The following is a 21,896-nucleotide window of genomic DNA, read 5'->3' as shown; positions in this document are numbered from 1 at the left end:
AACTAATATAATGGGACATATTATAAATTTCCCTATTCAACACCTTAATGACGGGAATAAAACCCTAATCCTATAAAATATATCTAAAAGTTTTTATTTAACCTTATATTGATAATACTACCTTGGAGAAGGTTGAGTCAATGACCAGCCGCTGATAACAAAGTCCTGAACAAGTACATCTTTCTTCGCTCCTTCCTGAGGAGGCAGTATACCTTTCTTTTTAATAATTACATCTGTTATAAACATTGGAGTAAGAAGAGCGGCCATAAAAAATCCGATAAAGGAAAATACTCCATAAGGTCCCCACATGTAAAAGCCCATCACAGTGAGAATTGCTCCCGCCAAAAGACTTATTGCCCATGTTTTAACCTTTGTTTCGCTATGAATTTTATAACAATAAGCGCATCTTGGAATCCCTACAGATATTTGTTTGAACTTCACAGAACTATATACAACTAAATTTGTCCTATCCTGCTCCTTGAAGAGAGGAACAAAATAATTCAAATTCATATTTGTTGAATGTTTGCTATTACAGAACTGGCACAATGTCTCAAGAGGCTCTATCCTTTTAAGACGTTCATTTAGTACATGTTTTTCCATTGACAAAAAATCAGTTATTTTCCTTTAACATATTTGAGACCAACCATCCAGTAGGATACGCTAGTAGTATTGCTAATCCAACAGGTATTAAAAGTTCTATTTTTATAATTGAAGATCTTCCGGAGACATACCAGTTATAGAAAAACGGAATCAGTACAACGAAGGTAAAGCTTCTTACAGCTCCGCCAAAGGGTTTATCCTTATATGCCAGATACCCTCCTACGGCGGCTATAACAGAGGCAAAAAAATACCACAGAAAGTTTTCTATATTAAAAAGAGGACCGATTAATCCTAAAAAAATTAAACCAAATGCAGCCAGCTTTTCGTAATCTTCAGTTGATTCCTTATTTACCTGTTCATCAAAAAGCTTTTGCCGAATCACAGCTTGAATCTGACTGGTGGCATCTTCTTTGGTAAACCCTTCATTTTCCAGATTACTAATTTCATTCTGCAGATTAAAATTTCCAGATGAGAAAGCAGAGAGAATTCTTGCTTTTTGTTTTTCGTTTAAAACCATTTTATGTTCCTATTAATCAATTAAAAGTAATTTTCTTTTACGGCTATTCTGTAAAAAAGTAGTACAAAATCAATCTAAAAAATACTTTGAAGTCATTTTTAGATGTACAAAAAAATTTCATTATCAGACTAATATACTTTTTTGATTTCTTAAGGCAAAAAAATCTAATAATTTATCTTGATTAATGCTTTTGGTCTCTTTTGCTTACCTGTCCGGGCCTTGAGGAAATTGCGTTAAGAAATTTCAGTGAGTGAAGCGGCCAAAAATTTTGATGTTTGAGGCCGACGCAGGAGGACGAGTTTCAAAATTTTTAGCGTAACGAACTGAAATTTTAGCAAATTTCCTCACAGCCCTTGATTCTTTTGGTTACTTTTCTCATCAAGGAGAAAAGTGACAAAACTAATATAATGGGACGTATTATAAATTTCTGTACTCATTACCTTAATGTCAAAAGTTAAAAAAACTAATCCTATAATTTATTTCAGTAGGAAAAACTTTTCGCTCTCTAAATTTCAGATAGCTTTCCTAGTTCTATTATTAATCCTCTTTAATCCCTGTTGCCATTTTTGCTCTCCAATTCATAACTGCCGTTATTTCGCTATAACTATAATTTTCTCCTAATCTTTCTTTATATACAGCAGTCCTCATATCTCCCATTTCCTCGATTACAGCTACGATAACTTTCAGTTTATCTTCCTTTACAATTTCCTCCACTGCTACCTCTCCGGTAAAAATAAACGAAGCGAGGTGACCTTCAATAGTGCTTATGTTAAGACCTCTTTCTTCTGCTATTTTCTCTATTGGCTTACCCTGCCTGAACAACTCAAGGCTCAACCTATGTGTATCGCCTTTCTTTGCCTTCACTCTTGGCAATTGTATCACTGGCTTTTCCTTCCCTCTCTCCAGTCTATTTTTCCCTGATAGCTGTACCTCCTTTAATAGTGCAACAGGATCTGATCCGAAAGCTAAGCCTTCTGTTAACTGCATTGCTTGCTCAAGCTGGTATTTCTTTCTCTTAATCAAATCAGAAACTTCATTAAGATCCTGTAAATATTGCTTTACCTTCTTCAGTTTTTTCACATCATCATAATGATATTCAAGAGGTGTGAAAAGCTCCTTTTGCATGGATTCTAAAAAATACTTTCCAGCAGCATCTACCCTTTCCCGTAAACTTGCATATTTATCATCAGATGCTGTCTTCAAAAGCTGCTCCATTTGTCTTACAAACTTTTCGGCTACAACTTCCATAGCTTTTGCTTTCTCTAAAAGAGATTTTGCTAATTCAGTGGCTTCATCCAGAAATGTCAATCTTCTATCAAACATGCTTGTACTGAACTGCTCCATAACATCGGAAAGTGCAGCAAAATTGAACACTTCAAGAAGCTTAGCGTGCACATATTGTTTCTCACCTTCTTTAAGATCCTGATGCAGACTTTGATCATCCCTTTCCAATAGAGCAAAGTCCAGCGCATGCTGATCTGTATTGATAGAATCTAACCTTATTTTTGAATAAAGGACCAATCCATCCAAAGAGATCAGGCGGCTCAGTGCTACATAAACCTGTCCGGGTGCAAAAGATTCTCCGGCATCTACTATTGCTTTTGAAAAGGTTAAACCCTGACTCTTATGAATAGTAATGGCCCAAGCGAGCCTTAGAGGATACTGAGTAAAAGATCCTAACACCTCTTCTTCAATAGCATCTGTTTCCTTATTGAAATTATAGCGAACATTATTCCATGTCTCTTTCTCTACCTTGAATTCATCATCAGCAGCAGAGAAGCGAACATACACTGCATCCTTTTCAAGTCTGTTAATAACACCTAATTTCCCATTGTAAAATTTTTTATTCTCTCCTTTGTCATTTTTGATAAACATGATCTGAGCCCCTTCTTTAAGTAAGAGCTCTACTTCTGCAGTTACCGTTTTTTCATTAAAGTCTCCTTTCAATTCTGCTTTATAAATATGCGCTTCGCCTTCAAGTTTATTCAACTCTCTCTGGTTAATCTCTTCTGCTTTCCTATTATGTGTTGTGAGCGTAATGTACTCTTCCTGTATTTGAGGCTTGAATTCAGGACGGTAATAACTATTTAACAAATCCAGATCTTGTTGCAGAACCTGATCATTTCTAAGTCTGTTCAACAGGCCTATAAAAACGTCATTTGTCTGACGATATATTTTCTTTAGCTCCAGGTATTGAGGAGGTGCTGTTTTCAAAACCTGTGCATCAAAAAAGAACGGGCTTGTATAAAACTGTTTAAGTATTTTCCAATCTTCATCATTGACCACCGGAGGCAACTGCAAGAGATCACCAATAAAGACTAATTGTACTCCTCCGAATGGTATATTGGATTGCTTTCTAACATGCTTTAATATTAAATCTATCGCATCCAGCAAATCGCTCCTGAGCATGGAAACTTCATCAATAATAATCAACTCAAGCTCCAACAATAACCTTCTTTTCATTCCGCCAAACCGAAGTTGCTTTAAAAGCATATGGCGGTTAAAAAAATTACCTTCAGGCATTTCATTGTTACTCCCAAGCGGTAAAAAGCTACCAAAAGGAAGTTGAAAAAATGAATGCACAGTAACGCCTCCTGCATTGATGGCAGCAATTCCTGTTGGTGCTATTACTGCTAGCTTCTTATGAGAATGTTGCTTTATATGTTTTAGAAAAGTAGTTTTCCCTGTACCGGCTTTCCCTGTAAGAAAAATATTCTGTGAAGTATTATTGACAAATTGTACTGCCAATTCAAACTGAGGATTAGTTGAATCTGGTGTTTGCATAGCTGGAAATTTTAAATTGAGCAGCTAAGGTCTTAAATGTTATGTAAAAAGCAAAAAAATGATGAGAAGAAAATGAGGTTTTAATGAACTACTATTTGAAATATAAACAATAGGATTAGCTTAGATGGGAATGCCCTTCCTGGCAATTAAACACTCTTTGCCATTGACTGCACCGTGGCCTGTCCCCTGACAGGCCACACTGTCTATAGCAAGCAAAGTTTATTATATTGCAGGAGCTATGGAAAACCCTTTCTTAAAAACAATTCGCAATTCCAGGATGAATCTAAAAGAAGTTTATTACTGGACAAATACAATAAAGGATTGTAGGCACCTTTTAAAAGAAGACAAATTTAAATTAATAATACTAGAAGAGTTAAAGTGGCTTGTAGATCATAAGAAGATAGTAGTTTATGCATTTGTAATAATGCCCAATCACATGCATTTGGTCTGGGAACTACTTGAATTCAATGGGAAGGAAAGTCCACATGCATCATTTAACAAATGGACAAGCAGTCAATTTTTAAAGAATCTTAGAAAAGATCATCCAAAAGTCTTACCGTTTTTTGTTGAACAAACATCTGAGCGATCACATAGGTTCTGGCAACGTGATCCTCTAGCTGTATTAATGAACTCAAGAAAAAAAGTTGAACAAAAAATTGATTACATTCATTTGAATCCATTGAATGATAGATGGAATCTTGTGAAAAGTCCAGAAGATTATAAATGGTCTTCAGCTAATTTTTACGAAAAAGGATTAGATGAATTTAGAATATTAACTCATTATATGGACAGGTTTTAGGGTAAGGAAAGTTGTGGCCTGTCAGGGGACAGGCCACGGATGAGACCTCACCCTAAATCCCTTCTCCTTCAGGACATAGCCGTCAACTTAACTGTTTATAATTTTATAAATCGCTTTATTCATTTACTTACAATCCTGAAGGGATTGAATATTTATAGAAAAGTGGATGTAGCATTGATGCGACCCCAACGGTGTCGTAAGCTATTTTCCAGGTATTATCTATAAACATATGACCTCTTCGAGGTCTGACCTTTCCTCAAAAAAATCTTAATAAATTGAAAAATAAGGTAACCATGTTATTTAAACTCAATACATAAAATTTAAAATGACAATTAATTTAGGCTCAAGCAAAGTCATGAACTTAATAATTGATGCCATCGCTTTAAGTGATGGCATCAATCAAATCTACTAAGTTGACGGCCATGTCCTGAAGGAGAAGGGTTAGGGATGAAGTTTAATTGGCTTGAATACGGGAACTAAATAATTATTCCTATAAAATCAAAAAAGCCCCAAAAAACCGGAGCTTATCTTACATCTTTTGTGACAACAATTTAATAAACTTCTAGAAATCAATAATAATCAAACACCAACGATCTTTTCTTTTTATACTTCGTACTGCTTTTGGTATTCATCTTTGCAAGAGCAACTCTTCTTTTTTCAGCAAGCTTTTCCCTCTTCTCTTTCTTGTTTTTATTTTCATTCAGCACTCTGGCTGTTTCTTTTACATGGTAATTATTGCTCATATCCGACAGCCCTTTTTGTTTACTCTCACTCAAGGAGTTACCTTTATACTGGTCTCTCATACAAGAAACAAAGCATAATACTATCAGGCATAAATAGAGTGAAACTTTTTTCATAAATCTATCTGTCTACAGTTACACTTCCCTGCTCCTTAAACGGTCCCCTGTATCTCTCTGTCAATCCTTCATAATACAAAATCCATGGATAAACTCCGTTAAGCATACGTTCTCCTAAATACGTACCATCCCATGCTTCAGTTGGATCTTCTGTATAAAAAATTATCTCTCCCCACCTGTTAAAAACGGTGAATTTATAAGCAGTAAAATATTTGCCAAAGGTATTGAATTTATCATTGCTTCCATCATCATTAGGAGTGAATATACCTGGTACAAAAACTCTTGGAGGACAAATATCTACCACCTTTATGCTATCGACATTTGAACAATTGAATTCATTAAAAACCTGCACATAATACATTCCTGGCTGGTTTACAACTTCCTGTTTATCTGTATTTCCTGACTTTATCCACAGGTAATGATCTGCAGGTCCACCATCAAGTGTTACAACTTGCTGAGTCTCTTTACAAAACTCTACCAGATCTTCTACCTGAGGTGTTGGTTTGGGATGAAATGACAAATTAACTTCATCATGCCTTGAACATTCCCCTAACTGATATCTTACCTTGTAAATCCCTGGATCTGTAACTGTTATAGAAGAGGTATTGTACGGTAAACTATTACTACCTTTCTCCCAGCTAAAGCTTGCTTCTCCAAACACAGGAATATTAGAAGGTTGAGCATTCAGTACTACCTGATCTCCAATACATGCATTCCCATTCCCTAATATTATATCAGGAATAGGGTAAATTGTAACATCGACCGAGTCTGTATTTGAGCAACCTAAATTACCATTTGTTGTAAGAATAAGCCTTACAAATCCAGCACTTTTATCTTGTGCCGAGATTATATAAGAAGCATCCAAATCAGAGGCATTCGGAAGAAAAACTCCTGAACCTGAAGTTGTCCATCCTCCGCCTGAGGCATTGGTAATATCTCCCGACAGATTGATATGATCATTATCCACGCATACAATTTGATCAGATATAGTTTGTGCTACAGGAACAGGTGTCATATACAAATATGCTGTATCTGTTACCTGTCTGCAGGTATTTGCTAAAATCGTCTTGTAGTAAATTTTCACAAAACCATTGTCCTTATCCTGGTTAGAAGGATAATAGACCGTTATAGTTGAATTAGGATTAGAAAATACACCTGTACCTGTTGAATACCAGGTAGCACCAGATGCGATGGTATAACCTCCGGAGAATGCAATTGCATCCACATCACGACATACGGCCTGATCAGCACCTGCGACAACGTCCGGCAATGGAAGCACTGATAACATAAGAGTATCTTTTACAGGCTGACATAAACCGTTTCCTGTAGAAGTTACAATAAACATCATAGGACCAGCTGAATAATCGCCAGCAGATAAAGTATAAGTATTGTTTAAAGATGATGGTGAAGAATTAGTACCGGTACCTGTTGTAGTCCACTGTCCGCCAGAAGCATTATTTACAGTAGCATTAAGCGTAACACTTGTTTGCTTAGGGCATATCAGTTGATCTTCACCTGCATATATAACAGGTCTCGGGGTAATAGTAATTTGCATACTGTCTACTCTTGGAAAACAATCACCATTCCCTGTGGTAGTAAAATATAGCCGAACCGTTCCGGTATCTATGTCAGCAACAGAGGGATTGTAAGTGACATTCAGCAGGCTTGGATCCGGTGAAAAGCTTCCACTTCCGGAACTGGACCAAATACCTCCTCCAGCATTTGTAACGGTTCCGCTTACATTAACCGGTGGATTATCAGCGCAAACGACTTTATCTGTACCTGCATCTATCACTGGTGCAGGTTTTACTGTAACAGCAATGTCAGCTGTTGCTGGAGGACAAACTCCATTACCTGTTGTAGATAATTGAATCTGAATGTTTCCTGATGAAAAATCTGCTGGTGAAGGATAATAAGTTGGATTTAAATCAACGTCGGAAGGAAGAAAATTTCCGGTTCCTGTTGTAGTCCATTTGATTCCTTGTGCTTTGGAATATTGCCCGCTTAGTGGTGCTCCTGAATTATCTGCACATATAGTGGTAGCACTTGAACTAATTTCAGGCAGTTGCTGAAAATCAATAAATAAAGTATCATGTACGGGTTTGCATGTTCCATTGCCAGTAGAGGTTAGTATAAAATAAACTCCATTTGAAGTATCGGCAGGTGACACAGCATAGTTTGTATTAAGAGTATTATTAGGATTAAATATTCCAGCTCCGGTACTCTCCCATATTCCTCCTGTGGCGACACTTACTGCACCGGACAAGTTTATAGAAGTTTGATTCACACAAATCAATTGATCTGTTCCGGCATTAATTACAGGCGCAGGCGTAAATGTAATAAACAGGCTGTCTGTGACAGGATTACAACCCATATTATCAAAAGTGGTAAGGTATATCTTCACACTTCCAGCAGTGGTATCTGCAGCAGAAGGTTTGTAGTAAACAATCATTGAAGTATCAGAAGCTGTAAATACACCTGAACCTGCACTACTCCATCTTGCTCCGCCTGCAAGAAAATATTCACCACTTAATAAAACCGAATCTGCATCAGCACATATAATCTGATCTGCGCCCGCATTCACAATCGGGCCTGGGCTGATATTTAATTCAAGTGAATCAACAACAGGATTACAAATACCATTTCCTGTAGAGGTCAAGTATAATGTGACCGCAGTATTGGCTTTATCTGTAGCTGAAAGAATATAATCCGTAATCAGGTTATTGACATTTGAAAAAATTCCGGAACCAGACGTACTCCACGTTCCTCCTCCTGCATTGTATACTGTTCCGCTAAGTGAGCTGGTCATAATATCAATACAGATGGGCCCTGCCACACCTGCATCAACTACAGGAGCCGGAGTAAGGTTAATAGTCATCTCATCAAATACAGCTTTACATGTTCCATTACCAGTACTGGTAATCGTAAGAATAACAGAACCATTTGCAGTATCTGTAGCGGATGGAATATATGCAGTATTAAGCTGTGCCGGATCAGGAGAGAATGTACCCGTACCTGAGGAAGACCATATTCCACCGGTTGCGACTGTAGTAAGTCCAAAAATATTTACCGCCTGTACATCTGCACAATGTGTTACATCAGGCCCTGCATAGATTGTAGGCGCAGGTGTAATTCTTAACACCATTTCATCTGTTACCGGATTACAGGTTCCGTTACCTGTTGATGTCAGTGTTAAGGATACCTGACCTGCAGCACTGTCTGCTGAAGAAAGAATGTAATCTGTAATAAGAGTTGAAGGTGATGTAAATGTACCGGATCCATTTGTCGACCATGCTCCTCCTGTTGCAACTGTTACCGCACCATTCAGACTTATCATTGATGAGTCGGCACAGATCGTTTGGTCAGGGCCTGCATCAGCTGTCGGTGCTGGAGTAAAACTTATGGTGATACTGTGTGTTCTCGCATTACATACCCCTGTAGCATTAGCGATAAGAGTAAGAGTGGCCGCGCCTGAGGTACGATCCGAAACCGATGGAATATATTCGACTTCATTTGTAACCGGAGAAGGTGTAAAATATCCTGTACCTGTAGAAGTCCAAAGCATTCCTGAAGTATTGGCGACCAATCCTGAAAGAGGTATTGCTGTTACATCCAGACATACCTGAATATCAGAACCAGCTGATACAAATGGCACAGGCGTCAGATTCACTATCACCTGATCAGAAACAGGCTTACATAAACCATTTCCGGTTGAAGTTAAAGTGAAAGTAACCTGATGAGCTGCAGTATCTGCATTGGTAAAAAGATAACTTGTATTGAGACTGAGATTATCAGGACTAAATGAGCCGGAGCCATTGCTTGTCCATATTCCACCTCCTGCAACTGAAACAGATCCATTCAGTTGAACGGAACTTGTATCCGCACAAACTGTTTTATCAAATCCGGCATTCACTACAGGAGCAGGAGTAATTCTTAAAATAAGGTAATCAGAAACAGGATCACATATTGTAGCTCCTGTCGTACTCAAAGTAAGCATGACATTACCCGCTAAAATATCAGCAGCAGAAGGAACGTAAGTTGCATTGATCGTAATATCATCTGGAGAAAACGCTCCTGTTCCAGTCGATGTCCATCTTGCACCTGAACTGTTGGATACAGTAGCCGTCAGTGGAACACCTGCTGTATCAGCACAGACAGTTATATCAGGACCTACATTAACAACAGGTCCTTTAATAAAACTAATGGTCACGTTATCTGTAACCTGAGGACAAACAGAGTTGGCGATCGATGTAATGGTTAACGCCACAGATCCTGCAGTCAGTTCTGCAGCAGATGGAGTATAGCTTGCATTGAGCGTGCTGTCATTAGGATAAAATGTTCCTGTCCCTCCCGACCATCTTGCTTTGGCTCCGGAAGCTTGTAACTGTACCGGAATATCGTTTTCACAAACAGACTGTGCAGGGCCTGCATCAATAACAGGTATTTGTGTAAAGTTGATGGTCACTGCATCTGAAGCCGGATTACATCCAGGCAACGGTGTAACAGAAAGTTGAAACGTAATGCTATGACTGGCAGTATCTGCGGAGGTTGGAAAATAGTTAGTGCTTAAAACACCGGAATTAGTAAATGATCCTGTTCCTCCTGTTGTCCAATTATAGGATGTTGCGTTTGATACAGTTCCATTGATTTGTATTGAATTAACATCTCCACATAAGTTCTGATCAGGGCCTGCATTCACTATCGGTGCTGGTGTTATCCTGATCACAACATTATCTGATACAGGAATACATGTACCGTTTCCGGTAGATGTTAAAGTCAGGAACACTGATCCGGTTAATATCTCTGAAGCAGTCGGTGTATAGGTAACAGACAAAGCATTTCTTCCGGGTGAAAAGACTCCTGCCCCCCCTGTCCAGGTTCCTCCTGTTGCAACTGTTACAGAACCAGTTAAAGCAGTTGCCGGATTATCAGAACAAACCACTACATCAGGCCCTGCATCTATAATAGGTGAAGGAGTAAAATTGATTTGCATCTGGTCAGTTACTGGAAAACATGTTCCATTCCCTGAAGAGGTAATAGTGATAGAAACTGATCCTGCAGATTTATCGGCAGCAGAAGGTATGTATTTAGCATTAAAAGCCAAAGGTGAAGGACTGAAACTACCAGAACCGGAACTACTCCATATCACTCCTGTCGCAATGGATACAGATCCGTTCAATTGAACATCCGACACATCAGAACAAACAGTAATATCAGGTCCGGCATTTATTGTGAGTGCTGGAGTTATCGTTACCTGAGTCTGAGATGATACAGGACTACAAACACCACTTCCTGTACTGGTAAGTGTAAAGGTGATCACATGAGGAGTTCTATCACCTGGTGATAAATTATAGTTTGTATTGAGACTGGTATTAGACAGTGAGAAGTTTCCTGTTCCGCTACTCGTCCAGATCCCCCCTGATGCATTTAATACAGAACCTGTTAAACTTACACTCCCCGCATCTGCACAAATTACTTTTGGAGGTCCTGCATTTACAACAGGAGCCGGTGAAATGGTAAGCTGCAGGTTATCTGTTACAGGAATACAGTTGCCATTACCTGTGCTTGTTAAAGTTAAAGTAACATTGCCTGAGGTCTTATCAGATGCAGAAGGAACATAAGAAGCATTAAGAGCATTAGCATTAGGTGTAAAAGATCCTGTTCCCGAAGTTTTCCAGGTACCACCGGACGCCACAGTTACACTTCCATTTAATGCAACATTATTTGCAGTAGCACATATTGCTAAGTCTGGGCCAGCATTAACAATTGGCGCCGGAGTAATTTGTATTCTTAAATTGTCACTTACCTGCAGACAAGAACCGTTTCCTGTACTTGTTAATGTCAGGATAACTGAACCGGCAGCAATTTCTGCAGCAGAAGGATTGTATTGAGTAGCTAATGAACCTGCATTGGGAGAAAAACTCCCCGTTCCCCCAGACCATTGTCCTCCGGTTGCAATTGTTACAATACCTGATAATGATACAGATGAATTATTGCCACAAACAGTTACATCTGTTCCTGCATTCACTATAGGTGCAGGCGTAATTGTCACGACCATGTTATCTGATACAGGACTACATAATCCGTTTCCTGTTGAAGTTAAAGTAAGTGTAACCTTTCCTGCGGTAATTTCAGAATTAGATGGTGTGTAACTTGCATTCAGAGCGCTTGAAGAAGGATTAAATGTTCCTGTACCACCGGACCAGACACCACCTGTAGCGACTGTGACAGATCCGTTTAACGCAAGACCAGGATTATTTGCACAGACTGTTCTGTCCGCTCCTGCATTTACTGTTGGTGCTGGTAAAATATTGATACGCACATCATCCGAAACAGGAAGGCAATTACCATTTCCTGTTGATGTTACGGTAAGCAATACAAAGCCAGCTGTCACTTCAGCTGCAGAAGGTGTATAAGAAGGTTGTAAAACATTTCGATTGGGAGCAAACGAACCTGTGCCTCCTGTCCAGTTTACACCAGAAGCTATAGAAACAGTAGCTGAAAGATTTGTAATTGAATTATTTGCACAGACCGTAAGATCAGGTCCGGCATTGATGACAGGTGAAGGAGTAATTGTAATGATTACATTATCAGAAACCGGAAGGCATGTTCCGTTTCCTGTTGATGTAAGGGTAAGCGTTACTGAACCAGAACTGATTTCAGTAGCAGTGGGATAATATGTGGCATTAAGAGTATTGGCATTCGGACTGAATGTCCCGGCCCCGCCTGTCCAAATTCCTCCTCCAGCGTTTGTTACGATTCCATTCAGAGCAACAGATGCATTGTTCGCACAGATGGTTCTGTCAGGTCCGGCATTTACAACAGGTGAAGGAACTATACTAATTGTAACATCATCTGTAGCAGGAGGACAACTTCCATTGCCTGTTGTTGTTAAGGTAAGCCTTGCTGTGCCTGCAGTTATTTCTGAAGCGGATGGTGTATAAGTAACATTCAATGAGCTATTGGAAGGACTAAATGTTCCTGTTCCACCTGACCATATACCTCCTGTAGCAACAGCTACAGTACCTGCCAGACCAACGGAGGGATTATTAGCACAGCTTATAAGATCAGGACCTGCATTGGCAGTAATAGGCAATTTATATGAGGTAACAGTTACAGTATCAGTTGCAGCAGGACAACTGGTAGCATCTGTTATGCGCACCCAATACTTTCCTTCTCCTACATTGATAGATTGTGTAGTTTCTCCTGTACTCCATAAGTATGTGTATGGTGGAGCCCCGCCTGTGCCATATGCTGTAATGGTAGCATCTGAATTTCCAAAGCAAACTGTAGGATTCTTAGGCATGATCTGTGCAGCTTTGTCATTGACAAAATATACCCTTGTTGTTCTTGTTACACGGTTAGCATTACAGCCTCCAATAGGAACACCACTGACCTGATAATCTATGTATGGCGGAGCACCAGGTTGATAGGTTGCAGTTACGGTAGAACACGCTGATGTGCAATTAAGATAACTGTTGTATACTGCATTGTAAGGAACCGAAGTCCATTGAATCGTTGCCGGATCAAAACCTTCTGCAGTCAATGTTGCATTACATGCATCACTGACTGTAACAGGAGGCGTAACATTAGGCTTGGGAATAGAAACAATGGTATAAATATTTTTATTGGCTCCCGGTTTACAAAATGTAAGTCTGTGAGGCCCTGCCCCATCAAGACAAATATTTTCACCCACCATATGATAAGGTCCGCAATTGATCTGATAACCTAAAGAGCCTGGAGGAACAGCACCGGATGCTATATCAAACCGAATACCTTGTGCACCTGTATCCAACGTAAGCACAAATTCAATACAACGAATCGGTGGACTGGCATTAGGATCCAGACCACAGCATAGACCTGACCTTACAACACTGGGACTAAACCATGCACTATCAGCATTGCCGGACAAATCCACTACAAAAGTAGGAGTAGAAGGATCACAAGAACTTAAAGGGGCTTGTGAATATATAGGATTACTTGAAAACAGTATTAATATGCCTACTAACAGGCATATAAGATGAAGCTTATTTTTTTGCAAATACATTTACCCTTAAACGTCAGTTAAATTTTTTATTACAAAGGCAATTTCTCAATACAGATATGCTGCTTATATAATAAATGTCGTTACCTGTCTAAATCATTTTCCAAAATCATACGTAAAAAACATATTATAAGATTGGATATCGATCATCATTAAAAGAATTTACAATTACATTTCAATTATTAATAGGATAAAAAAATTGAATATTAGAAGTTTACAAAATCAATTCACTTTAATACTATGTTTAGTTTTATCAACATTTACTTTTAAAGTGAAATGTCAGGATATTCAATTTTCTCAATTTTATGCAGCTTCTTTATATTTAAATCCTGCCTTTGCAGGCAGTGCACATGCTGACAGGATCACATTTCACCAACGTTTGCAATGGCCTGCTTTGGAAGCAAAGTATATAACTTCTTATTTATCATATGACAGATATTTTGAAAAATATAAAAGCGGATTTGGTGCATATATTTTAAAAGACTGGCAAGGGAAAAATTATATCAATTCAACTGAAGCAGCTATTCAGTATTCTTATGAAATCGGACTCTCAGAAAACCTTGCTTTAAGACCTGCAATACAATTAGGACTCATCAGCAGATCAATTGATTACACCAATCTTAAATACCCCGATCAATTCGATGATCAGGGATTAACAGGCAACCCCACTAATGATCCACATTATAATTCAAACAGAAAAACATTTGCTGATGTAGGTTCAGGTATGGTTTTATATTCCAGAAAGATATGGGTTTCCTATGCAGGACATCATTTAAACAGACCCAATCAATCCTACTGGAACGAAAGTAGCCCTCTACCATTAAAACATTCAATTACTGCGGGCTACAGAATTGAAGCTATTAAAGGTGATACTAAAAATCACATGGGGTATGCAACACAATCACTTTACCTTATTCCTACTGTTCAGTATAAGTTTCAGGGAAAGTCAGATCAATTAGATATGGGAGTCTATTTATTTTACAACGAATATGTTCTTGGGGTGTGGTACAGAGGTATTCCTGTGAAGAAGTATAATTCCGGACTTCAGAATAACGAATCTATGATCGTATTGGCAGGATGGAGAATCAAGCAATTCAGGCTTACATACAGTTATGATTTTATAGTTTCCAAATTAAAAACAGCCCGTCCTGCCGGAGCACATGAACTGAATATCACCTATATCTTCAATAAGAAGAAAGGTATAAAGAAACTTAAAGTATTGCCTTGTCCTGAGTTCCACTAATGATCTATCTTTATTCTGTTCTTTTTTAACGGTTTAAAAAGAATGAAATCTCTTCTTTGGATAAATCTATTTTGTTCAATAATTTTGTACTTTGTTTTTAATTATTCAACAATAAACATCAATACAATGAAGAAGATTTTTATTTTAATCTTTACACTTTTGCCCGTTATTACATTCTCTCAATCTATTGGAATTAAAGGAGGGATTAACATTAGCAAAATAGACTTTGATAGTCCTTACATGAATGTTAATTCTATTTTAACGCCTTCTTTTGGCCTTGTTTTTTATCCAGGCATTTCAAAAATATTCGATATAGGAATTGAGCCAAGCTATTCAACATATGGATATAAGGATATTGTAACTATTACAGATGTTAATGGAAGTGTCCTTGCAGATAAAACATTCAAGGTAAAAGGCAAATATATTGAAGCGCCAATAACCTTTAATATATTTCCTCTTCATAAATCATTTGTATTAGGGGCGCACATTGGTGTTTCTCCTATGCTCAATATAGGCTCATCTTCTGATTATTCCGCTGAACCAGAGTATAATTCATTCTTAATTGCAGGCCTTGGAGGTATTACTTTAGGATGCAACATAAACGAAAATATTTATTGGCACGTGACGAGTCGTTATCAATTTACGTTCAACAATGTTTTTGATATACCTGTCGATAATAGAATAAAGACTTTCAATACATTTGTGACATTAGGGTATAAGTTTTAGCAGTTACAAAGATATCACTACTGCTCTTATCCCTGGCCTGTGGCACACCATAGGCCAACATAATAAATCATTGCATGCTCATGTTGAGCTTGCGAAGCATCTGAGCTTTCCAAAAGAATGAAAACTAATATAATGGGACGTATTATAAATTGCCCGTATTCAATACCTTAATGACGGAAATTAAATCACTAATCCTATCAAATGAAATTACATCTTACTCTTCAGTAGCCATTTTATCATAATCTGATTTAATACGCTCGATTAAAACTCCTTTATTATTTATTATTCCCCATTTGCTGTCAAGGCTGACCCCAATCTTTCCATTTGTCCATCCAGAAGTTATCTCATCATATTTTAATGGCACTATTACTTTACCTGAATTATCAATAAACCCCCACTTGTCGTCTTTCATAACAGCTGTTAAATCCGTAGTGTTGGGAATAATTTGATCATATAACTCTTTGAAGTATACAATCGGTTTGCCCGACTCATTAAGCAATTCCCAATCCCCATTCCGCTTGAAAATAATCCAGCCGTCAGAATACTTATGCAAATCATCATGATCGAAGCTCGTTACCTCTTTCCCCATCGGATTTACAATACCCCATAAATTTCCATTCCTGCGGCATACATAAGAACGATAATTATGAAATGGAATAATCGTGTCATAAATCGATGAAGTAATGGGAGTTCCTTTGGAGTTAATGAAACCCCATTTATTATTATACTTAACAGCAATCATCCGTCCTTTTGTAAATCCGATATTTTGGTATTTTATTTCAGTAACCTCCTTTCCAGTACTGTCAATAAATCCCCATTTTCCATTCCGCATTACTTTAGTAGGCGGGCTATCGGGTTGTTTCGCTCCATCAACCATTGCATAATGAATAGCATCATATTTTATAGGTATCACAACACCTGAGTCTTTGTCAATGACTCCCCACTTGCCATTTTTCTTTACTATCATTAGTTTCTGAGGAAAAAAATGGTCTATTTCTTCATATATTACAGGAATTATTTCTTCACCTGTCTTACTTACAAATCCCCAAAGGTTATTATTCTTGACTTTAGCTAAATCATAATCCTCTTTATAATAAATCGAGTCATAGCGGATTGGAAATACTACTTTTCCCATAGAATCTATAATCCCCCACTTACCTTTAACCTTTACATCAGATAATAAATACTCATAGTTATGATGCTGTCTTAAAGCTTCGTATTTCAATGGTATTAATGTTTTACCAGACCAATCAATCACACCATACTTTTCACCTATTCGAACTGTGAGACGTTTATAGTATGGGGGCAAAATTTCATCATAGAGAGCGGGAATTGTTTTTTTCTTTTTTAGAAAATCAAAGAATCCATATTTTTTTCCGGAACAAAATTGAACAAAACGGTCTCCATAGAACCATATGGAATCAAATTCAACAGGAATAAGCTCTTTGCCACTCTTAAAGCTTGCATATCCATACTTATTTGCCTTACCCACTTTTACAAAATAATATTGCATGGAGATGCAATTGCCTATAGAATCATATTGCGGCAAGATCAGGTATTTGCCTTTAAGGTCTACCATTCCCCATTTATCTTCAGATTTCACAGAAAACTTAGTATCCTTTAAAACATAATAGTTTTGATAGTTAAATCTTATATCATCAAACTTATATGGAATAACCTGCTTACCACTAGTGGATATAACTCCCATTTGCCATCCTTCTTAACAATCAGATATTCATAGAAGCTGTCCGATCCGGGTATATGGATGTCTTCATAGATGGGAGGAAGCACTACCTTTCCATATTCACCCTTAAATCCCCATTTAGCTTTCTCCAAAAAGGGCTCAAGTCCGCTCCAGGGTTGAGCATAAGAGTTTATTTTCCTAAACGCTTTTAACTCCTGTAATCTTCTCTCAGGATCTGTACCGGAACTACAGGCCTGTAAATAAAATATAAAGGCAAAAATGAAAAGTTTATTCACTAAGATTAGAATGTCCTTTTTCTGAAAAAATGAATTCAGAATTTTTAAAAATTTACTATTTTGATAAAAACGATTTTGCTTCATGAAACTTTAATACTATAAAAATTTGAAATTGAATGTAATTTTAGAATATTTTTTATGATGTACAACCATAAGGCATCTATACTATTATTTCAACTTTAATTTAATAGCCTCAAATGGACGTTTTTTCATCTAATTGCGTGAACATAGTCAAATATCAGGCTGGCGGGCTTTCGTAAAGCGTGCCCCACTGCACTATCTAACTCTATAAGCATTAATCAAACTGACTTTTAAAACTTCTTCCAACGCTCACATTTCTAGTGCGAATCCGCTTCGTTTAATATATTTTATCCTTCACTTTTCTTTAAACTTTTGACTTTCAGTTTTCAACTTTTTCCCTATCTTTGCCCCGTTCAACCTTAACACTGTAATGATTATCGAATAGAGTCAAGACATAAAGACTTTTACATATAATAAAATTGCGTTAGCATATTCTTGCATATAGAAAACCGCGAATTTTCAGAGATACAAGAATAGCTGGTGTTCCGCTTTTGCGTGGGCGTAGCTATTGTATCTCGGGTTCTTCGCGGTACCTCTATATCGGTAGCTACTGTTCCACGCTTTTTTTACGTCTTATTTTTAACCGCTTGCGGAACGAAGCACAAAACCCAAACAAACATTTATGGAAACAAATCCATTAAAGAGAGTAGCTGTTATCTTACAGGAAGACACTGTACTCAATCAGGAAATCATTGATGAGCTGGACATCCTGCTCAAGCTGATTACACCTCAGGACATGAACAAGGTGCTGATCTATGTCTTTTTCATGTACATCTACTATGCAGAAAACGATGTCTACTGCTCTGATCTGAAAAACACATCAGAGATCTTTTATCTGCTTATTGATTTCTTCACAAAGGCAGGTGAACTAAAGAAGTAAAAATTTTTAAAACCAGCTAAGTTATGATCCGATTATCCATGCGATGACTATCGAGGTGAGTATTGGTGTACCTCACTGAAGTCAACCACTCTGAACAATATCAGAGCTCCTTATCTCCTCTTTGACTTTTTATAATGCAGGAGAACAAAAATGTAATAGTAAGAACTTTTAAAACCAGCTAAACTATGATTAGATTAAAAAATCGACGACTACCTGAATGATGTTTATGGAATACTATTGGCATCGCGGGAGGTGTCAATAGTATTTTAATCAGATTTACTATTCGATTCGATCAAGCAAAATTTCTTTTCTACCGTCCTTTGATACAATAATAGAAAAATCATAAGCCCAATCAGTATCCGGAACATTCACTGAGAATAAAACTACAACCTCTTGTTTGTCTTTATCAAAACTATCAATCCAGGCATTATACAATATAGCCTGCTTTAAGAAATCTCGGTCTCCAATTTGTTCTAATTTATCCTTTGTTAATAATGTATCTAAAAGGACTTTGTTATCAGAAAATACTTTAACTAAAATTGAATTGTCATAGTAAATATGTTTTTGTACTTCATTATTATCAGCCTCAAAACTCTGCACTACAAATTTATTCTTTAATGATGTCTTTTTAATTAACACTTTAAATCCATTTTCAGGATCCAAAATTGTATCAGTAATATGTACCTCTCTCCTTTCGGGGAAATAACTGGTAATAGTATCACGTTTTATCAATGACTTTTTATTCTCAGATTGTTGACCACTTTTTTTGCTTTCGCATGACAAAATGAAAACAACTCCAAATACGTACAATAAAAGGTCTCTTAATCTAATATTCATTTTAATTTATTGTTTTTTGTCTGGGCAAGAGATGTTTCCCCAATAAGTTCTCCATTCTTATATAAGAACTTTTGTAGAGTATCACCGTCTCCATTGAAATGCAACCAAACGCCTTCAAATTTACCATTAACTTTCTGACCTAAATATTCTTTGCTCCCTCTCTCATAATAAGACGTATAGCTTCCAGTCAATACTCCAAACACCATAAATTCCTCAGCTTTCAATTTGCCATTCTTCCAATAAAATTTTACCATTCCATTGGATTTTCCACCAGTCCTCTGAAATTCTTTAGTAATATTACCATCTTCATCATAATATTTCCAATAACCATTTCCAATACCTTCACCAGGTTTCTGTAATTGAGTTTTTTTTAGAGTTCCATCAAAATAGTAGAACTTATATAATTTACTGCCATCATCATAGCGTTCAATACCGCAACTAACGAGAGCCAATAAGAATATATATATTATGCTTAAATTCTTCATGATTTCAAATGCCCCGGATAACTTATTTATAAACTCACCACGTACGTTTATTAATTATTTAAATGTACTAAATTACCTATTTCAAACCTATATTCAAATTGTTTACTGGATTTACATTCGGTCATTTTACAAGAGCTCTTCCAGACTTGCACAGCACAAGACAGAAGCTAAATGATAAAACCTGAATTAATGTAAGAATGCCCTGTCGGAAGGCTGGAGGAGTTAACTAAAGAAGTAAAAATTTTTAAAACCAGCTAAGATATGATCCGATTATCCATGCAATGACTATCGAGGTGAGTATTGGTGTACCTCACTGAAGTCAACCTCTCTGAACAATATCAGAGCTCCTTCTCTCCTCTTTGACTTTTTATAATGCAGGAGAACAAATGAAATAGTAAGAACTTTTAAACCAGCTTAATTATGATTAGATTAAAAAAATCGAAGACTACCTGAATGATGTTTATAGAATCTATTGGCATCGGGATGGTGTCAATAGTGTTTTTATTCTGATTAAACATTCCAGTGAGAGAAATCAAAGCACAAAGCCAAATTACTAAAGAATAAATATCTACTACCTCCATCATTTTTTATCTGAAATTCCAATCGCTCCTTGAACATATAATTCTGAAAGAAGTTTACTTTCCTCTCAAGAACGGAATATGATCAAGAAGACTCTATATTTTGGCAACCCGGCATATCTCAATACAAGGGATGAGCAATTGGTTATAAATTTCCCAGGAGCTAAGGGAATCGATGATCTTACAAAAATGAATACTGTACCAATCGAAGATATTGGTGTTGTCATTCTTGATCATCAGCAAATCACTATTAGTCATTCCCTGATGGCGAAATTGCTGGCAAATAATGCTGCTCTTATTACATGTGATCATACTCATCATCCAACCGGACTCATGTTGAATCTTGATGGCAACCAGCTCCAGTCTGCACGTTTTAAAACCCAAGCTGATGCTACCCTTCCCTTAAAGAAACAACTTTGGCAACAAACTGTAAAACAAAAAATATTTAACCAGGCACTCCTTCTGAAAAAGAATGGTATTAACCATGAAAATCTTTTAAAGTGGGCTGATGACGTGAAATCCGGAGATTCGGATAATTTGGAAGCCAGAGCAGCTGTTTTTTATTGGAAAAATTTATTCAGCAATATCCAATTAATTGAAAATTCAAGCTTGGCATCTCATTTAATAGAATTTAAAAGGGAAAGAGAAGGTCATCCCCCAAATAATCTTTTGAATTACGGTTATGCCATTTTAAGGGCAATAGTAGCTAGAAGTCTGACCGGATCAGGCTTATTACCTACGCTGGGAATATACCATCGTAATCAATATAACGCGTATTGTCTTGCAGATGATATTATGGAACCCTATAGACCTTATGTCGATAGTCTAGTATATAGCATTATAAAAAATGGAGAAGATTTTACCGAATTGACCAACTCTACAAAAAAACAACTATTATCTATTCCAACGATGGATGTAGTAATAGATGAAGAAAAAAGTCCCTTAATGATTGGAGTACAACGCACAACCTCATCCCTCGCAAAATGCTTTGAAGGGAAACTCAGAAAAATAGCTTATCCCCGGTTTATATGAGATTAAATGAATACAGAATTATGTGGGTACTGGTATTATTTGATTTACCGACGGAATCAAAAAAAGAACGCAAAGTTGCCTCTGAATTCAGAAAAAAGATGCTTAAGGATGGTTTTACTATGTTTCAGTTTTCTATTTATCTAAGACATAGCTCGAGCAGGGAAAATGCAGAAGTTCATATAAAGAGAGTGAAAAGCTTTTTACCCGAAAAAGGCCACGTAGGGATAATGTGTATTACGGATAAACAATTTGGTCTCATGGAAATCTTTTATAACAGTGAGCAAAAGGTTAAAAACTCTAACCCTGAGCAACTTGAACTATTTTGAAATTAAAAATCCTCCCGCTTTAATTCAGGAGGATTTAAGAAACAACATTTTCTTTAAATAGAATACCAGAATTTCGATCTATTTTTCATTCGTATTTTCAGAGATAACAAGCTAATAATCAAATAAT

General features: G+C 37.0%; 16 protein-coding genes. 6 read left to right on the top strand and 10 right to left on the bottom strand.

All coding sequences use genetic code 11. The annotated features are described in order from the left end of the window. Positions 1-117: 117 nt before the first annotated feature. From K350_RS0126430 to K350_RS33020, 3 genes are all read right to left on the bottom strand, one after another. Positions 118-600, bottom strand: a complete 483-nt coding sequence (locus K350_RS0126430; protein ID WP_028981128.1) for a hypothetical protein — start codon at positions 598-600, stop codon at positions 118-120. 10 nt (positions 601-610) lie between these two features. Then, the gene (locus K350_RS0126425) at positions 611-1,117 is read right to left on the bottom strand and encodes a hypothetical protein (protein ID WP_028981129.1); all 507 of its coding nucleotides are present in this window, start codon (positions 1,115-1,117) and stop codon (positions 611-613) included. A 537-nt stretch (positions 1,118-1,654) separates the two neighbouring features. Beyond that, the gene (locus K350_RS33020; RefSeq protein ID WP_037577516.1) at positions 1,655-3,901 is read right to left on the bottom strand and encodes a helix-turn-helix domain-containing protein; all 2,247 of its coding nucleotides are present in this window, start codon (positions 3,899-3,901) and stop codon (positions 1,655-1,657) included. A gap of 238 nt (positions 3,902-4,139) precedes the next feature. Here K350_RS33020 and K350_RS0126415 point away from each other — a divergent pair, with 238 nt between their 5' ends. Continuing rightward, complete coding sequence (locus K350_RS0126415) at positions 4,140-4,700, top strand: transposase (protein ID WP_245598702.1); 561 nt, start codon at positions 4,140-4,142, stop codon at positions 4,698-4,700. 569 nt (positions 4,701-5,269) lie between these two features. On the opposite strand, the gene K350_RS0126410 is transcribed toward K350_RS0126415, so the two are convergent. After that, the gene (locus K350_RS0126410; RefSeq protein ID WP_156027224.1) at positions 5,270-5,443 is read right to left on the bottom strand and encodes a hypothetical protein; all 174 of its coding nucleotides are present in this window, start codon (positions 5,441-5,443) and stop codon (positions 5,270-5,272) included. A gap of 118 nt (positions 5,444-5,561) precedes the next feature. Then, positions 5,562-13,598 (bottom strand): T9SS type B sorting domain-containing protein, encoded by an 8,037-nt coding sequence (locus K350_RS0126405; protein WP_156027222.1) that lies wholly within the window; start codon positions 13,596-13,598, stop codon positions 5,562-5,564. A 202-nt stretch (positions 13,599-13,800) separates the two neighbouring features. Here K350_RS0126405 and K350_RS0126400 point away from each other — a divergent pair, with 202 nt between their 5' ends. Beyond that, positions 13,801-14,844, top strand: a complete 1,044-nt coding sequence (locus K350_RS0126400; RefSeq protein ID WP_162144224.1) for a PorP/SprF family type IX secretion system membrane protein — start codon at positions 13,801-13,803, stop codon at positions 14,842-14,844. Positions 14,845-14,970: 126 nt separating this feature from the next. Next, positions 14,971-15,570 carry an outer membrane beta-barrel protein gene (locus tag K350_RS0126395; RefSeq protein ID WP_162144223.1) on the top strand — a complete coding sequence of 200 codons (600 nt, stop codon included), beginning with the start codon at positions 14,971-14,973 and terminating at the stop codon, positions 15,568-15,570. Positions 15,571-15,784: 214 nt separating this feature from the next. Here the strand turns inward: K350_RS0126395 and K350_RS0126390 are convergent, their stop codons facing one another. Both K350_RS0126390 and K350_RS0126385 read right to left on the bottom strand, forming a co-directional pair. Next, complete coding sequence (locus K350_RS0126390) at positions 15,785-17,278, bottom strand: WG repeat-containing protein (protein ID WP_028982482.1); 1,494 nt, start codon at positions 17,276-17,278, stop codon at positions 15,785-15,787. Beyond that, positions 17,221-17,550, bottom strand: coding sequence for a WG repeat-containing protein (locus K350_RS0126385; protein ID WP_162144222.1), 330 nt, complete (start codon positions 17,548-17,550; stop codon positions 17,221-17,223). The genes K350_RS0126390 and K350_RS0126385 overlap by 58 nt, the downstream gene beginning before the upstream one ends. A 703-nt stretch (positions 17,551-18,253) precedes the next feature. Between K350_RS0126385 and K350_RS0126380 the strand changes: the two genes are divergently transcribed. Beyond that, positions 18,254-18,511, top strand: a complete 258-nt coding sequence (locus K350_RS0126380; RefSeq protein WP_028982480.1) for a hypothetical protein — start codon at positions 18,254-18,256, stop codon at positions 18,509-18,511. 279 nt (positions 18,512-18,790) lie between these two features. Here the strand turns inward: K350_RS0126380 and K350_RS0126375 are convergent, their stop codons facing one another. The 3 genes from K350_RS0126375 to K350_RS0126365 form a co-directional block, all read right to left on the bottom strand. Next, the gene (locus K350_RS0126375) at positions 18,791-19,348 is read right to left on the bottom strand and encodes a DUF4738 domain-containing protein (RefSeq protein WP_028982479.1); all 558 of its coding nucleotides are present in this window, start codon (positions 19,346-19,348) and stop codon (positions 18,791-18,793) included. Then, positions 19,345-19,833: a toxin-antitoxin system YwqK family antitoxin gene (locus K350_RS0126370; protein ID WP_028982478.1), complete on the bottom strand. Its 489-nt coding sequence runs from the start codon at positions 19,831-19,833 to the stop codon at positions 19,345-19,347. The genes K350_RS0126375 and K350_RS0126370 overlap by 4 nt, the downstream gene beginning before the upstream one ends. Positions 19,834-20,237: 404 nt before the next feature. Then, positions 20,238-20,417, bottom strand: coding sequence for a hypothetical protein (locus tag K350_RS0126365; protein WP_028982477.1), 180 nt, complete (start codon positions 20,415-20,417; stop codon positions 20,238-20,240). A 75-nt stretch (positions 20,418-20,492) separates the two neighbouring features. On the opposite strand from K350_RS0126365, the gene cas1 reads away from it, so the two are divergent. Both cas1 and cas2 read left to right on the top strand, forming a co-directional pair. Then, complete coding sequence (gene cas1, locus K350_RS0126360; RefSeq protein ID WP_028982476.1) at positions 20,493-21,443, top strand: type II CRISPR-associated endonuclease Cas1; 951 nt, start codon at positions 20,493-20,495, stop codon at positions 21,441-21,443. Then, positions 21,440-21,769 carry a CRISPR-associated endonuclease Cas2 gene (cas2, locus tag K350_RS0126355; protein WP_028982475.1) on the top strand — a complete coding sequence of 110 codons (330 nt, stop codon included), beginning with the start codon at positions 21,440-21,442 and terminating at the stop codon, positions 21,767-21,769. Before cas1 ends, cas2 begins: the two co-directional genes overlap by 4 nt. Positions 21,770-21,896 lie beyond the last annotated feature (127 nt).

Source organism: Sporocytophaga myxococcoides DSM 11118, assembly GCF_000426725.1.
Classification (GTDB): domain Bacteria; phylum Bacteroidota; class Bacteroidia; order Cytophagales; family Cytophagaceae; genus Sporocytophaga; species Sporocytophaga myxococcoides.
The sequence above is the reverse complement of the archived record's forward strand: the minus strand, read 5'-3'. Positions and strand labels throughout refer to the sequence as shown.